The sequence below is a fragment of the Mesorhizobium sp. M1A.F.Ca.IN.022.06.1.1 genome (assembly GCF_003952605.1).
Classification (GTDB): domain Bacteria; phylum Pseudomonadota; class Alphaproteobacteria; order Rhizobiales; family Rhizobiaceae; genus Mesorhizobium.
In genome coordinates this window covers 4,565,559-4,580,230 of record NZ_CP034455.1, presented here as the reverse complement: position 1 = coordinate 4,580,230, position 14,672 = coordinate 4,565,559, and the positions used below count along the sequence as shown (strand labels likewise).

Genomic DNA, 14,672 nt, shown 5'->3' with positions numbered 1-14,672 from the left:
CTCAGCGGCCTCCTTCCAGCTCTATCCGGCCGATGCGGATGTAGGAAATGGTGAGCAGCGCGACGATCAGGAAAAGCAGCGTCGAGGCGGCCGAGCCATAGGCGAACTTGTCGAACTCGAACAGGTTCTCGCGCACGAACACCGACATCGATTTGGTGTGCACATTGTTGGGCGTCAGCACGTAGATCAGGTCGAAGATGCGCAGCGCGTCGAGCGCGCGGAAGATCACCGCAACCATGACCGCCGGGCGGATGAGCGGCAAGGTCACCTTCCAGAAGATCTGCCACGGATTGGCGCCGTCGAGCCTGGCGACCTCGATAACATCGCGCGGCAGCATCTGCAGCGCGGCGAGGAAAAGCAGCGCCATGAACGGCGTCGTCTTCCAAATGTCGACGATCAGTACCGCGATCATCGCCGTGTCGGTGCTCGCGGTCCAGGCGATTTTGGCGTCGATCAGGCCAAGGTTGAGCAGCACCGCATTGATGATGCCGAACTGGTCGTTGAGCATCCACTGCCACATCTTGGCCGAGACGATGGTCGGGATCGCCCAGGGAATGAGGATCGCCGCCCTGACGAAGCCGCGGCCTCTGAAATCGGCGTTGAGAACGAGCGCCACGATCATGCCGAGGACCGTTTCGCAGCTCACCGACACCACGGCGAAGAGCAGCGTGTTCCACACGGCGCGCCACCAGACCGGATCGGCGAGCAGCCCGTCATAGAGCACGCGGCCGCTCGGCATGCTGAGCATCGAGAAATAATTGTCGAAGCCGACCCATTGACGGGCGTCGAGATCGGCCAATGAGGCGTCGGTGAAGCTGTAGTAGAAAGTGCGCAGGAGCGGCCAGCCGGCGACGGCGGCAAGGACCAGAAGCATCGGCGCCAGAAACAGCCAGGCCGAGCGCACGCGTTGCCGCATCAGGCGCGAGCGGCTCACAGGCATCGCCCTCACCAGCCCTTGCCCTTCAGCTTGGTCAGCCTGGCTTCGAGATCGGCCAGATTGTCGGCGGCGCTGCCGTCGCCCGACATGGTGTTGTGGACGGCCGTCCAGAACTGGCTCGAGGCTTCGTTGTACTTGATTTTGGCGACCGCCGAAGGGCGCGGCGCCGCGTTGAGGAATATCTGCTTCCAGCGCGGGACGATCGGCTGTTCCCTGGCGATATCGGGATCGTCATAGAGCGCTTTGATGGTGGGCAGGTTGGACGTCCTCAGCGTCCGATACTTCTGCATCTCGGGCGAGGCGATGAACTTCACCAGATCGATCGCCGCGTCCTGGTGCTTGGAATATTTGGAAACAGCGAGATTCCAGCCGCCGAGCGTTGCCGTCGGCCGGGCGTCTTCGCCGGTTCCTGCCGGCAGCGGCGCCACATCGAACTTGCCCTTGATCGGTGAGGTCTCGCTGTTGCCGAGCGCATAGGCATAGGGCCAGTTGCGCATGAAGACGGCATTGCCGGTCTGCCAGACGCCGCGCGATTCCTCTTCCTGGTAGGCGAGCACGCCCGGCGGCGCAATGGTGCCGATCCAGCCCTTGACCATGTCGAGCGCGGCCGCGGCTTGTCGGTTGTTGATGGAGACCGTGCCGTTGGGCTCGATGATCTGGCCGCCGCCATTCGACATCACCCATTCGAGCGCATCGCAGGTCAGCCCCTCATAGGCGTTGCCCTGGAAGACGAAACCCCACAGGTCCTTGTTGCCGGCGGTGCGCTCCTTGTCCATGACGAGCTTGGCGGTGTCGGCCAGTTCCTGCCAGGTGGTCGGCACCTTGGCGCCGTATTTGTCGAGCAGATCCTTGCGGTAATAGAGTGCCGGCGCGTCGGTGAAGATCGGCAGCGCCACCAGCTTTCCGTTCACGGTCTGCGACTGGATGATCGACGGGAAGTGCTCGGCCACGATATCCCTGGTCGCCGCGGTGAGATCGACGAGTTGGCTGGCAAGCTGCGGCGCCCAGATCACGTCGGTCTGGTAGACGTCGATGTCGCTGTTTCCCGCCGCGAGCCACAATCTGAACTGACCGAACTGGTCGGTGCCCGACGGCGGTATCACCACGATGTCGACCTTGTTGCCGCTCTGCTTCTGGTAGCGGTCGAGTATCTCGCGCAAGACCTTGATGCCGTTGCCCGTGTCGCCCGACACGATCGACAGCTCGACCGCGCGAGCCGGCGCCACCGCGAGCATCGCGCCGACGGCAAGTGCGAGGAATGCGCGGTAAAATTTCATGCTGGTGGGCCTCGCCTCGGAACCGTCCACGCGGACCTTGCCGCGTCGGCTGATGATGACCCTCCGCCCGCATTGAATACGACGCTTCGGGGTTCCAGACATGGCCATCGGGGACGGGCCGCGAGGGGACTGACCCGAGTCACTCGGTTAAGGGAGATCTCGCGATTGGCCGCACGCCCAAAGCGGGCGGGCTCCGAAACCCGCCGCCCCGGAGCCCGCCTTGGAGTGGCTGACGCATGCCGGCACAGCCTCTCCGACGCCTTGCCAGCGTCGATCCGCCGATCGGCCGCCCTGCACCACGACGCATTAGCATGCCCTAACGTCAGCTTGTGTGAAGCGGTTCACAATGCGCCCCGCATTCGGTTGTGCCGCCGCAGGCAAATGCCGCGAAGCGTTACCCTTCCCACGCCACTGGGAGCATGTCGAGCCGCTCGTAAAGCCTGAAGGCGGCGGGGTTCTTCACCGTGTTGGTCTTGAGGTCGACATGGGCTGCACCCCTGTCGCGGAAAGTCAGGAACACGTGCCGCATCAGCGCCTCGCCGATGCCGTGCCTTCGCGAGTCCGGATGAACCGCCAGATCCTTGACGAAGCCCGACGCCCAGCAAAGCGCGGCGCCCGCCAGCAGCCCCTTGCCGTCGATGACGAGGAAACAGAGGTCCGGATCGAACTCGGCATCGTCTGAGATGCGCGGCCACCATTCGTCGAACGGACCTTCGGCGCCGTCGTCGAATGCCTCTTCCAGCAGCGCGTGCAGGGCCTGCGCATCCCTGTGCTCGAACGGGCGCATGACGAAGCCTTCCGGCCAATGCGGCGCGGTCAGCGCATCATCGAGAAGCTTGCGAAGGCGGACATCGTTTGGGGTCGGCGGCCGGCGGCTGTCAGTGTCACGCATGCAACTGCCCCAAAGACCGATGGGACGCGCCTCGTTGCCGGCGCTCAGGCGCCTGGCTGCAGGCGGCGGCGGTCGACGCCGAGACCCGTTTGATCGAGCAGGCCCTTGCGCTTGGCGTCGTAATAATAGCCCGTCTGATAGAGCTGGTCGGCCCGCTTGGCATTACCGCCCGAGACCAGCCAGGCGCCGCGCAGGTATTTGACAGCGTATTTGAGATTGGTTTCGGCGTCGAACAGGCCGGCTGCCGGCCCGTCATAGCCCATGCCGCGTGCGGTCGCGTGCTTGATCTGCATCAGTCCCCAATGACCGTGATTATAGGCCTTCGGATTGAAGGTGCTCTCGCGGTTGACGACATGGCGCACCAGATCGACCGGCACTTCGTAGATCGCCGAATATTTCTCGATCAGCCGCTCGATCTCGGCGCGCGGACCTGTGGCATGCTGTTCGGGCTGGCCCGGTTGGGCAAGCAGCGCCGGGTTCTGCGGCATCACATAGGCGACCTGCTGCACGCCCGGCATGGGAGCCACCTTCGCTGATTGGCCGGTGACCGGCATGGCAACAGCGGCGCTCTTGTAGGCGGCGGCCTGCTTGAGCGCACCGGGGCCGGTCGGCGATGCGCCGGCCAGCAGCACCGGCGGCGGCGGAAACTGCCCGGCGACGGGTGTCGAGCCGGCGAACGCGGCAGGTTGCGCCGGCGGCGGAAGGGCGGCGCCGGGTTGCGCCGGCGGCGGCAACGGCGCACCAGCCGTCGTCGCGCCAGGCGCCGTCGCCCCAGGTGCCGTCGCCAGGGCCACGGCATCGCCGGTCAGCGCCGCCGTTTGCACCTGAGCGAGGCCGGAAGGCTCCGGCAGCACAGCAACGGTTTCGGGCAGCGCGATGGTCGGTGTGTCGTCCTCGGCGGCCGGCGTCGATGCCGCCGCAAGCGCCGGCGAGGGTTTCATCTGTGAGGTCGAGGTACAGCCGCTGAGGCCGGCAGCGGCAACGAGCACGCCGATCGCGGTGAGGATGATTTTCGCTGCCAAGCCCTGCAGGTCCGATTGTCGGTTGTTGAAAAATCCTTACACCAGCGATTCCAACCGGGCAATCAGGGCCAGTGTGCAGCTTTCGGGTGGCGAGACTCGAAGCAAACTGCGATATTGTTCCCCATCTGTACTGGAGATGTACCCGTTTTTCGCAGTTTGCGGAAAGGAGCGCACCCATGGAAAACGCATTGCCGATCACGGCCGGCCACGCAGTGTTAGAAACAGTGATCGGCTTCATGGGCATCGCCTGGAGCGAAAAGGGCCTGATCCGGCTCTGCCTGCCCGAGCGTAGCCGCGAAGCGGTCGAGCGCCGCCTGTTTCGCCATGCCGGCGTCTCTACCTCCACCGAACAGCCGCAATGGGTGGTCGAACTGATCGCCTCGATCAAGGCCTATGCGGCCGGGGAGGATGTCGATTTCTCCGGCGTGCCGGTCGATCTCGACGGCGTCGACGATTTCCGCCTCGCCATCTATGACGCTGCGCGCAAGCTCGGCTTCGGCGAGACCACCACCTATGGCGAACTGGCCAAGCGGGCCGGCCATGCCGGGCTTGCCCGCGAAACCGGTGCAGCCCTCGGCGCCAATCCGGTGCCGCTGGTCATTCCCTGCCACCGCATCCTTGCCGCGAGGGGCAAGATCGGCGGCTTCTCGGCTACCGGCGGCTCGGCCACCAAGGAGAAGATGCTGGCCATGGAAGGCGTGCGGGTCGGTCCGCCGCCGGCCGCTCAGGCATCATTCGCGTTCTGACACAGCTTGCCGAAAGGAATCTAATGGCGTGGGAAGATCCGCCGTCGGAAATGCCGGTCGAAGTCCGGCCGTTTGCAGATATAGACGGGGCAGGATTTAGTATCGGCGCTCGGCACATAGGCCCGCGCTCTCACCTCGCCCATGTTGCAGAAGCGCTCGTCCCGCACATAGCGGTCATAAAGCGGCAGTCCCGGCACGCGCGTCGACTGATAGCGCAGGATGACCGCGCCCTGCCTGGCGATCGTCGCCCGCACGCGGTCGCAGCTCATGCGCGTCGGGTCGTAGCGCGAGACGGCCTGCGCCTCGGCGGCCACCAACATCAGGCAGGCGGCAAGCAGAATTGTCCTCATGATCTTCTCCCGCAACAGCAAGCGCATCTTCCCTCCACAACGCATCCCCGGCTGCAAACCTTCCAAGCGCAGTGGGCTCCGTTGGACGCTATCGCGGCACATGCCGGTAACGCCATCTTGTTTTCGTTCGCGAACCATACTATATCCGGCGCATTGAATTTGGCCGATCGATCGGGCCGCGATCTTCGCGTTTGCTGACGTCTATCTCCAAAATTTCGATACCACCGGCCGGGCTTTGGTCCGGTCAAACGAAGCAAATGTGAAGGACTCTACATGGCAACTGGTACGGTTAAGTGGTTCAACGCCACCAAGGGCTACGGCTTCATCCAGCCCGACAATGGCGGCGCGGACGTTTTCGTCCACATCTCCGCCGTCGAGCGCGCTGGCATGACCACCCTCGTTGAAGGCCAGAAGATCAGCTTCGAGATCGAGCAGGACCGCCGCACCGGCAAGTCCGCTGCTGGGTCTCTGAGCAAGGCAGCCTGATTTGGCGCTGGCATTTTGCAGCCGGGCGTGATCGCCTGGCATTGCACAATGCGCCTAGTTAGCGACGCGCACCGGGCGAGAGCCTGGAGCGGGCGGCAAGTCACGGATGTACTGACGGTCGTGCGATAAGCGCGCCGGAGCGAAAGGACCCGACAAGCTGGAACAGCAGATAGCTGCCGGCCCGGCCCCAACGCTTCCGATCAGGCTACCGGCATAGGAAGGCGGGCATTGTCCCGCCTTTTTTGTTGCCTGAATTGGCAAGCCGCCGCCCGCGCTTGTGGTCCCACTTTGCTGCCGGCAAACTGCGTGACCAAAGGCCGTTCGCCGTGCCGGCCGACAAGAACTTCACTTCGATGAGACCAATCCGCGACATCCATCCCTCCATTTCAAAAGGTGGGAGAGCTTTGGTCGGCGAGGATAGACGACACTTATCGGGCCTTGGCCCTCGAAAGCGCTGATGCTTCGACTGGATCTGGATCGGCACCCCATGCCGAATACGATCGTCTCATCAAATAGCCAGCATTCGGCGGCTGCAAAATGCTGCGGCATAGAAACAGACTACCCCACCCACTCGATCGGCACGTGCCCCTTGTCCGTCTCGACCCGCTTCAGCCACTCCACCACGGCCGGATAGGCGTCGAGCTGGAAACCGCCCATCTCGGCGGTGTGAGTGTAGGCATAGAGCGCAATGTCGGCGACGCTGTAGCTGGCGCCGGCAAAAAAGGCGTTCTGCTCCAGATGCTTGTTCATCACGCCGAGCGCCTTGTTGCCGCGCTCCAAGGTCAGCGCCAACCGTTCCGGCGTCGCATCCTTCGCCCTCTCGGGAAATGTGAGCAGCGCCTTGCGCACCGCGATATAGGGCTCGTGGCTGTACTGCTCGAAGAACAGCCACTGATACGCCAGCGCCCGCTCATATCTGTCGGCCGGCAGGAAGCGCGTGCCTTCGGCGAGATAGAGCAGAATGGCGTTGGATTCAGCGATGCGTCGGCCGTCGTCGAGCTCGATCAGCGGCACCATCGCGTTGGGGTTCTTGGCGACATAGTCGGCCTTGCGCGTCTCCCCGGTGTGCGAGCTCACTTCGATGCGGGTGAAGGGAATGCCGAGCTTTGCCATCAACAGACGCGGCTTGTAGCAATTGCCGCTGTCGATCATGTCATAAAGGATCATGGCCCTCTCCGCGCGCGACGAACGATCAGCTGCCTCTAACTCGCCTGTGCGCAGTTCATCCAGTGATTTGTTTTTGAGTGAAAGCATCAGCGGCGCTGATGCAAAGGCACTACCTTGTTGTCCATGCCGAGCAGCGCATCGATCGCCAGCGGCTCTTCGTTGAAGATGGTGCCGGCGAGCGCCGGGCGGGCGAGGTGATATCCTTGCAGGAGGTCGACGCCGCCATCGAGCGCGACGCGCAGATGCGTGGCATGCTCGATGCCCTCGACCAGCACCTTGGCGCCGCGGTCGTGCAGCGTCGAAACCAGCGGCCGGAAGAACCGCTCGGCGGCGGCATGGCGGCAGAACTCGGCGAACCAGCCGCCGTCGATTTTGACGATGTCGGGCGACAGCAGGCCGATGCGCGCGTCGGTCGAATGTCCGGTGCCGAAGTCATCGATGGCGATGCGGACACCGCCACGCCTCATCTCGCGCACGAGGCGGGCGAGCACATGCTCGTCGGCTGCCTGCTCGGTGATCTCGCAGACCAGCATGGCCGGCTCGAGGCCGAAATCGCCGAGATGCCTGGCCATCAGCCGGATCTCGGCGAGCGCCCGTCCGAGATGATCGTTGATCATCGGATTGTAGTTGAAGAACAGGGTAAGGCCATCGACGCCGATGTTGCGGTAGTTGCCGAGATGCAGCATCCGGCACATCGTCTCGACGAACAGACGGTCCTTTGCCGCAACGCTGTCGAAGAAAACTTGCGGCGCAACCGGCGTCGCGACGCGCCGCGGCTCGATCAGCGCCTCGACGGCGACGGGTTGCAGCGATCTGCCACGCGGCGCGAAGATCGGCTGGTAGGCGCTCCACAGCCGGAACTCGCCATAGACGCCGAATTGAAGGCCGATCTCGTCTTCGAAGATCGCTTCGGCGACACCACGCCGCCTTTCGGGGCGCTGCCTGTCGGGCCGCCCGATCATGGCGTCACCTTGCGCCCAAACGCCTTGGTCGGGCGAGCTGACGCCACCGGAGCGGGACTGGCGGCCGCGATCGTTTTGCCCTCCCCGGCCGCGGGCGCCTGCACGCTCTTGCCGAAGACGCGAAGACTGGTCGAGGCCAGCTCCGGCCGGGCAAGCACATAGCCTTGCACCATCGACGCCCCGGATTTCTCGGCGAGCTCGAGCTGCCAGCCTTCCTCGATGGCTTCGAAAACCGTGCGGATGCCCTGACTTTCGAAGCTCGTCACCATCGTTGTCAGCAGCGCGAATCCGGCTCCGGACTCCATCAGCTGCGTGATCCAGTTGGCGTCGAACTTGACGATGTCCGGCCGCAATTCCTTGATGCGGTTGATGTCGGATTCGTCGGCGCCGTAATCGTCGACGGCGATGCGGAACCCGTTGGCGCGCAGCGCCTCGACGAAGCTGTAGAGCGTTTCCTGCGAAGCCGATTTCTGCTCGGTGACCTCGCACACGATACGGCGCGGGTCGATGCCGGCCTCGTGCAGCACCAGCCGCATGTCGCGCAGCGCCTTGTCGACGATGGCGCGGTCGGTGAACACCGACGGATCGAAATTGACGAAAATCGACGCCTCTTGCGGCAGACAGCCGCCGGCGTTGAGCAGATGCAGCGTCCTGGTCAGCGCCTCGATATGCAGCCGGTCGCCTGCGGGGCAAGTGCCGAAGAAGCTCATCGGCGATTGCGGCTCACCGTCGCGGAACGGGCGGATAAGCCCCTCGAAGGCGACGAGCGAAAGCTTGCCTCCATCGAAGGCGAAGATTGGCTGGAAGGCGCTCTGCAGCGTGTAGATTCCCCAGACACCGCTTGAGGTGCCGTCATCATGACGGATGATATGGGCAAGCCCGATGCTGCGCGACAAAGGTCCCTCGCTCCGCAGAATAAGCGGAATTCGATCTGCCATCCTGCCAGCCAAGGGTTTACCGCTCGTTGATGAATTTATAGTTGCCGCTCACGCCACCTTGACCTCTGGATCACCCGACAATGCTTGCGCTTGGCCCGATGATGCGACATGAGAGGCGCCGCGGCCGCTCCTGGCCGCGCCCTTCTCTTGGAGACGCTCTGTCATGGCCTTTCTTGCCGACGCCCTTTCCCGCGTGAAGCCTTCCGCGACCATCGCGGTGACGCAGAAAGCGCGTGAGCTGAAAAATGCCGGCCGTGACGTCATCGGCCTCGGCGCCGGCGAGCCGGACTTCGACACGCCCGATAACATCAAGAACGCGGCGATCGAGGCGATCCGCCGTGGCGAGACCAAGTACCCGCCGGTCTCCGGCATCGCGCCGCTGCGCGAGGCGATCGCCAAAAAATTCAAGCGCGAGAACAATCTCGACTACCGACCGGAGCAGACCATCGTCGGCACCGGCGGCAAGCAGATCCTGTTCAACGCCTTCATGGCGACGCTGAACCCCGGCGACGAGGTCATCATCCCACGCCCCTATTGGGTGAGCTACCCGGAAATGGTGGCGATCTGCGGCGGCACGTCCGTCTTTGCCGACACCTCGATCGACAACGGCTTCAAGTTGACGGCTGAGGTGCTGGAAAGGGCGATCACGCCGAAGACGAAATGGCTGCTGATGAACACGCCGTCCAACCCATCGGGCGCCGCTTACACCGAGCGTGAACTCAGGGCCCTGGCCGACGTGCTGCTCAAGCACCCGCATGTCTGGACGCTGACCGACGACATGTATGAGCACCTGACCTATGGCGACTTCGTCTTCAAGACCATCGCCGAGGTCGAACCGAGCCTCTACGAGCGCACGCTGACCATGAACGGCGTGTCGAAGGCCTATGCCATGACCGGCTGGCGTATCGGCTACGCCGCCGGCCCGGTGCCGCTGATCAAGGCAATGGACATGATCCAGGGCCAGCAGACTTCCGGCGCCTGCACCATCGCGCAATGGGCGTCCGTCGAGGCGCTCAACGGCCCACAGGACTTCATCGCCAAGAACAAGGCGATCTTCCAGGGCCGGCGCGACCTCGTCGTGTCGATGCTCAACCAGGCGCGCGGCATCTCTTGCCCGTCCCCGGAAGGCGCCTTCTACGTCTATCCATCCTGCGCCGAGCTGATCGGCAAGAAGACGAGGGCCGGCAAGGTCATCGACAATGACGAAGCCTTCTGCTCGGAGTTGCTCGAAGCCGAAGGCGTTGCCGTTGTGTTCGGATCGGCCTTCGGCCTCGGCCCGAACTTCCGCATCTCCTACGCAACATCGGAGGCGCTGCTGGAGGAAGCCTGCACCCGCATCCAGCGCTTCACTACGTCGCTGACCTGATCGGCAACGCCGCCATCCACAAAAACCCGGCTTCGCGCCGGTGGCTTCGCGCCGGGTTTTTGCTGGGACGGCAATCAGCCGCCATACTGCTCGTCGGAGACCGCCTCGAGCCACTCGGCATGGACGCCGTCCAGCGCTTCCTGCATGGCGACATGCGTCATCGTGGTCTTCGGCCCGGCGCCGTGCCAGTGCTTTTCACCCGGCGCGAAGGAGATGACGTCGCCGGCCCTGATCACCTCGATCGGCCCGCCCCACGTTTGCGCAAGCCCGGCGCCGGCGGTGACATAGAGCGTCTGGCCGAGCGGGTGCGTGTGCCAATGCGTGCGGGCGCCCGGTTCGAAACTGACCAGGGTCGCCCTCAGCCGCGCCGGCGCCTCCTTCTCGATGATCGGCGTCTGCAGCACCTTGCCGGTGAAATACTTTTCAGGCGCGATGATCGTCGGCACGCTGCCGCACGCAATGATCCTCATCGTAGAAACTCTCAAATCGTTAGGGACCGTCCGCCGCAGCGGGAGGTCAGTTTCTTGCTATATGGCGACCGGCGCAATCGCCTTTGAGCGCTTGAGCCACCGGGCTGTTCGAAACCGAGCACAAAACCAAAGCCGGCGCATTTCCTATTTTCCTTGCCCTCTCCGCTAGCCCGTGTGACGATGGCCTTGGCAGGTGGTGAGCAACAACCCCGCCCGCGACGGCTGAACAGGCCGGCCGCCGCTCCCAGGGAAACGCCTGAGTGGAGGTCAGCCATGGGTAATCGCGCCGGAGGACGACGCACGGGACCGAAATGCATCGCCATAGTCGGTCCCTTCGCAAGCGGTAAGACGACACTTCTCGAAGCTATCCTCGCCCGCACGGGCGCCATTCCCCGCCAGAATCCCGTCTCATCGGGCAACACGGTTTCCGATCATTCGCCAGAAGCCCGCGCCCACGCCATGAGCGTCGAGGCGACCTTTGCCACGACGGAATTCATGGGCGAGCAGTTCACCTTCGTCGATTGCCCCGGTTCCATCGAGTTCGCCTTCGAGGCGGAGCCGGTGCTTGCCGCCTGCGATGTCGCCGTGGTCGTGGCCGAAGCGGACGAAAAGAAGATACCCGCGCTTCAGCTCATCATGCGCAAGCTCGACGATCTCGGCGTGCCGCGCATCCTGTTCCTCAACAAGGTGGACAAGGCGGTCGCCGGCGTGCGCGAGACGCTAAAGATGCTGCAGCCGGCCAGCTCGGCGCCGCTGCTGCTGCGCCAGATTCCATTGCGCAAGGATGGTGTCGTCATCGGCTCGATCGATCTGGCCTTGGAGCGCGCCTATGTCTACCGCGAATATGCCGAAAGCCAGGTCGCCGAGATTCCGGACGACGACAAGGCGCGCGAGCTCGAGGCACGGTTCTCGATGCTGGAGACGCTGGCCGACCATGACGACCAGCTGATGGAGCAGTTGCTGGAGGAGATCGAGCCGCCGAAGGACGCGATCTTCGATGACCTTGCCGCTGACCTGCGCGCCGGCTCGGTGACGCCGGTGCTGATCGGTACCGCCGAGAAGGGCAACGGTGTGCTGCGCCTGTTGAAAGCTATCCGCCACGACGCGCCTGACGTCGAGGCGACGCGCAAGCGCCTTGGCGCGCCTGATGGCAGCCAGACGGTCGTGCAGGTGGTGAAGACCATCCACACCGCGCATGGCGGCAAACTGTCTATTTCGCGTGTGCTTTCCGGCCAGGTGGCCGACGCGGCCGAACTCTTCCTCTCCAGCGGCGACACGACGAAGGTCTCCGGCATCTACAAGATGCTTGGCAAAGACCAGTTGAAGCTGCCGTCGGCCAAGGCTGGCGATACCGTCGCGCTCGGCAAGCTCGACAATGTCAGGACCGGCCAAACGCTGAGTTCGGCCAAGGGCGGCATCAAGCCGCTGATCGCCCTGGAGCCCCCGCAACCGGTGTTCGCATTCGCTCTGCGCCCCAAGGAGCGCAAGGACGAGGTCAAGATGTCGGCAGCGATCCAGAGGCTAGCCGAGGAAGACCCCTCGCTCAGCCTGCACCACAACCAGGATTCCGCGGAGACCGTATTGTCGGGCCATGGCGAAATGCACCTGCGCGTCGTGCGCGAGCGGCTGGAGGGCAAGAACCAGATCCCGATCGATGGCCATTCGCCGGCGGTGCCCTATCGCGAGACGATCCGCAAATCCGCGCAGCAGCGCGGCCGCCACAAGAAACAGTCGGGCGGCCACGGCCAGTTCGGCGACGTGGTGATCGAGATCAAGCCGCTGCCGCGCGGCATGGGTTTCCAGTTCACCGACACCATCACCGGCGGCGTCGTGCCAAAAACCTACATCCAGTCGGTGGAGACCGGCATCCGCGACTATCTGAAATCCGGTCCGCTCGGCTTCCCGGTGGTCGATGTCGCCGTCAACCTTTCGGACGGCTCCTATCATGCCGTCGACTCGTCCGACATGGCCTTCCAGATGGCGGCCAAGCTGGCGATGAAGGAAGGCATGGCGGCCTGTTCGCCGGTTCTGCTGGAACCGATCATGAAGGTCGAGATCGTCACGCCTTCAGATGCGACCTCGAGGATTATCGCTTTGATCCCGCAGCGGCGCGGCCAGATCCTTGGCTATGACGCGCGGCCCGGCTGGCCGGGCTGGGACGTGGTCGAAGCGACCATGCCCCAGGCCGAGATCGGCGACCTGATCATCGAGCTGCGCTCGGCGACGGCAGGCGTCGCCAGCTACAAGGCCGTCTTCGACCATATGGCCGAGCTGACCGGGCGCCTCGCCGACGAGGCGATGAACGCCAACGGCAAGGCCGCCTGATCGGATCTTGTTGAAGACGCGAAAACGGCGCCCGGATCGTCCGGGCGCCGTTCTTATTGCGGACTGTCTTCCTTGGGAGGCAACGGCAGGTCCGCCGCATCAGGAAATGGATCGGACGCGGTAGCTGCCTGAGCCCGGCCTGTCCGAGTGATGCCCCCATCTCCCGGACCGACCAACCGCGTCCTATGATCTACCTAATCGATAGAGTGCGTCTGCGACATGTTACCCGATGTTACATGTCACTGTTACGCGGGCCGCGCGCACGCATTTCTGGTGTCGGCGTGACTTCGGCGCAACAAAAAAGCCGGATCAATAAAGATCCGGCTGAGTTTGATTGGAAGTGCCGATTAGGGCTAACCTCCAGAGGGGAACACTCGAGGGCGCTAATGGGAGGAGAACGCGCCCTGGAGATGAACTATATATGTGCTCATCATGCTCAAGAAACAAGCATCTATTTTGCAACACACGCATGCAAAAAGAGGTAGGCTGTGGTCTAATCCGTCGCGAGAACCGATAGGACCAGAAAAAATCGCCGAATCCAGAGCCGTTCCGGACTGAAAGCGATCGCTGATATGCAAACCGGGTCAGATTCCGGTGCCGAAATACGCTAAATTCACAATGATGCGAACTTGGGCTGGTCGCGTTTATTTCTGCGGCAGGAGAGCCCGATGCGAACTTTTTCGGCAATTGCCGGCAGCTCCTTGTTCTTTGTCTCCGCCCCGGGCGCGCTGTCTCCGGCTGGCTGCCCCACGCCATGGCGCGCTTAAGTCCCTGTCGTGGGCCAGGTCAGGCCGGCACCACCCGAATATCGGCAGGTCCTGCTAGTAGGACCAACTGCGCGCCTTGGCGATGATGAAATCGCGGAACACGTGCAGCTTCGCCTGGTTCTTCATCGCGTCGGGATAGGCGAAATAGGTGTCGAAGGACGGCACCTCGGTTTCGGGCAGCAACTGGACGAGGTTCGAGTCCTTGTTGATGACGTAGTCGGGCAGCATGGCGATGCCGGCGCCGCCCTGGACCGCGCGCTTGATCGACAGGATGTCGTTGATCTGCAGCGTCGGCACCCTTTGCCCGCCCTCGAAATCGCCGACCGTCTCCAGCCAGTTCAGCTCCGACAGATGCGAAGGCACCGGCACGCCGAAGGTGACGATCCGGTGGTTCCTGAGCTCGGCGATCGAGGCGGGCTTGCCGAACTTCGCCACGTAGGAAGGCGACGCATAAAGGTGGAAATGCACCGTGAACAGCCGGCGCTGGATAAGATCCGGCTGCTGCGGCTGGCGCAGGCGGATGGCGCAATCGGCTTGGCGCATGGTGAGGTCGAGCTCCTCGTTGGCGAGGATGAGCTGCAGGCTGATCTCGGGGTAGAGCTCGATGAATTCCTGCACGCGCTCGGTCAGCCAGCCGGCCCCGAGCCCCACCGTTGTCGTGACCCTCAGCACGCCGGACGGGCGATCCTTTGTCTCGGTCAGCCGCGACTTGATCGTCTCCAGCTTCATCAGCACGTCATGTGCCGTGCGGAACAGCATCTCGCCCTGCTCGGTCAACACGAGGCCACGCGCGTGGCGATGGAACAGCGCCACGCCGACGTCGTGCTCCAGTGCGCTGACCTGCCGCGAGATCGCCGACTGCGACAGATGCAGCGTTTCGGCGGCATGGGTAAACGACCCAGCCTCCGCCGCAGCGTGAAACACGCGTAGCTTGTCCCAGTCCAGCGCCATGATTCCCCTCGTGTTG

14 protein-coding genes are annotated in these 14,672 nt (G+C 63.6%); 4 read left to right on the top strand and 10 right to left on the bottom strand.

Going from position 1 to position 14,672, the window contains the following annotated elements:
• Position 1 precedes the first annotated feature (1 nt).
• The 4 genes from EJ078_RS21715 to EJ078_RS21700 all read right to left on the bottom strand — a co-directional run bounded on the left by EJ078_RS21715 (position 2) and on the right by EJ078_RS21700 (position 4,128).
• Positions 2-940, bottom strand: a complete 939-nt coding sequence (locus tag EJ078_RS21715) for a sugar ABC transporter permease (protein WP_095826842.1) — start codon at positions 938-940, stop codon at positions 2-4.
• A 5-nt stretch (positions 941-945) separates the two neighbouring features.
• Positions 946-2,214, bottom strand: coding sequence for an ABC transporter substrate-binding protein (locus EJ078_RS21710; protein ID WP_127216253.1), 1,269 nt, complete (start codon positions 2,212-2,214; stop codon positions 946-948).
• 394 nt (positions 2,215-2,608) lie between these two features.
• Complete coding sequence (locus tag EJ078_RS21705; protein ID WP_095823231.1) at positions 2,609-3,106, bottom strand: N-acetyltransferase; 498 nt, start codon at positions 3,104-3,106, stop codon at positions 2,609-2,611.
• 44 nt (positions 3,107-3,150) lie between these two features.
• On the bottom strand, positions 3,151-4,128 hold the full coding sequence (locus EJ078_RS21700; protein ID WP_095826542.1) for a lytic transglycosylase domain-containing protein: 978 nt from the start codon (positions 4,126-4,128) through the stop codon (positions 3,151-3,153).
• Positions 4,129-4,304: 176 nt separating this feature from the next.
• On the opposite strand from EJ078_RS21700, the gene EJ078_RS21695 reads away from it, so the two are divergent.
• A complete protein-coding gene (locus EJ078_RS21695) occupies positions 4,305-4,874 on the top strand; it encodes a methylated-DNA--[protein]-cysteine S-methyltransferase (protein ID WP_127215120.1) in 570 nt (189 codons plus the stop codon).
• Positions 4,875-4,894: 20 nt separating this feature from the next.
• Here EJ078_RS21695 and EJ078_RS21690 read toward each other — a convergent pair whose 3' ends face one another.
• Positions 4,895-5,224: a hypothetical protein gene (locus EJ078_RS21690; RefSeq protein ID WP_067327152.1), complete on the bottom strand. Its 330-nt coding sequence runs from the start codon at positions 5,222-5,224 to the stop codon at positions 4,895-4,897.
• A gap of 273 nt (positions 5,225-5,497) precedes the next feature.
• On the opposite strand from EJ078_RS21690, the gene EJ078_RS21685 reads away from it, so the two are divergent.
• The gene (locus EJ078_RS21685; protein WP_066994534.1) at positions 5,498-5,710 is read left to right on the top strand and encodes a cold-shock protein; all 213 of its coding nucleotides are present in this window, start codon (positions 5,498-5,500) and stop codon (positions 5,708-5,710) included.
• A gap of 558 nt (positions 5,711-6,268) precedes the next feature.
• Here the strand turns inward: EJ078_RS21685 and EJ078_RS21680 are convergent.
• From EJ078_RS21680 to EJ078_RS21670, 3 genes are all read right to left on the bottom strand, one after another.
• Positions 6,269-6,877: a glutathione S-transferase family protein gene (locus EJ078_RS21680; RefSeq protein WP_127215121.1), complete on the bottom strand. Its 609-nt coding sequence runs from the start codon at positions 6,875-6,877 to the stop codon at positions 6,269-6,271.
• 86 nt (positions 6,878-6,963) lie between these two features.
• Positions 6,964-7,839, bottom strand: coding sequence for an EAL domain-containing protein (locus EJ078_RS21675; protein ID WP_127215122.1), 876 nt, complete (start codon positions 7,837-7,839; stop codon positions 6,964-6,966).
• A complete protein-coding gene (locus EJ078_RS21670) occupies positions 7,836-8,735 on the bottom strand; it encodes an EAL domain-containing protein (protein WP_208720808.1) in 900 nt (299 codons plus the stop codon). The genes EJ078_RS21675 and EJ078_RS21670 overlap by 4 nt, the downstream gene beginning before the upstream one ends.
• A 205-nt stretch (positions 8,736-8,940) precedes the next feature.
• Here EJ078_RS21670 and EJ078_RS21665 point away from each other — a divergent pair, with 205 nt between their 5' ends.
• The gene (locus tag EJ078_RS21665) at positions 8,941-10,143 is read left to right on the top strand and encodes a pyridoxal phosphate-dependent aminotransferase (RefSeq protein WP_127403947.1); all 1,203 of its coding nucleotides are present in this window, start codon (positions 8,941-8,943) and stop codon (positions 10,141-10,143) included.
• A gap of 74 nt (positions 10,144-10,217) precedes the next feature.
• Here EJ078_RS21665 and EJ078_RS21660 read toward each other — a convergent pair whose 3' ends face one another.
• The gene (locus EJ078_RS21660; protein ID WP_095801631.1) at positions 10,218-10,613 is read right to left on the bottom strand and encodes a cupin domain-containing protein; all 396 of its coding nucleotides are present in this window, start codon (positions 10,611-10,613) and stop codon (positions 10,218-10,220) included.
• Between the two features lie 273 nt (positions 10,614-10,886).
• Between EJ078_RS21660 and EJ078_RS21655 the strand changes: the two genes are divergently transcribed.
• Positions 10,887-12,938: an elongation factor G gene (locus EJ078_RS21655; RefSeq protein ID WP_127215124.1), complete on the top strand. Its 2,052-nt coding sequence runs from the start codon at positions 10,887-10,889 to the stop codon at positions 12,936-12,938.
• A gap of 821 nt (positions 12,939-13,759) precedes the next feature.
• Here the strand turns inward: EJ078_RS21655 and EJ078_RS21650 are convergent.
• Positions 13,760-14,656: a LysR family transcriptional regulator gene (locus EJ078_RS21650; protein WP_095777339.1), complete on the bottom strand. Its 897-nt coding sequence runs from the start codon at positions 14,654-14,656 to the stop codon at positions 13,760-13,762.
• Positions 14,657-14,672 lie beyond the last annotated feature (16 nt).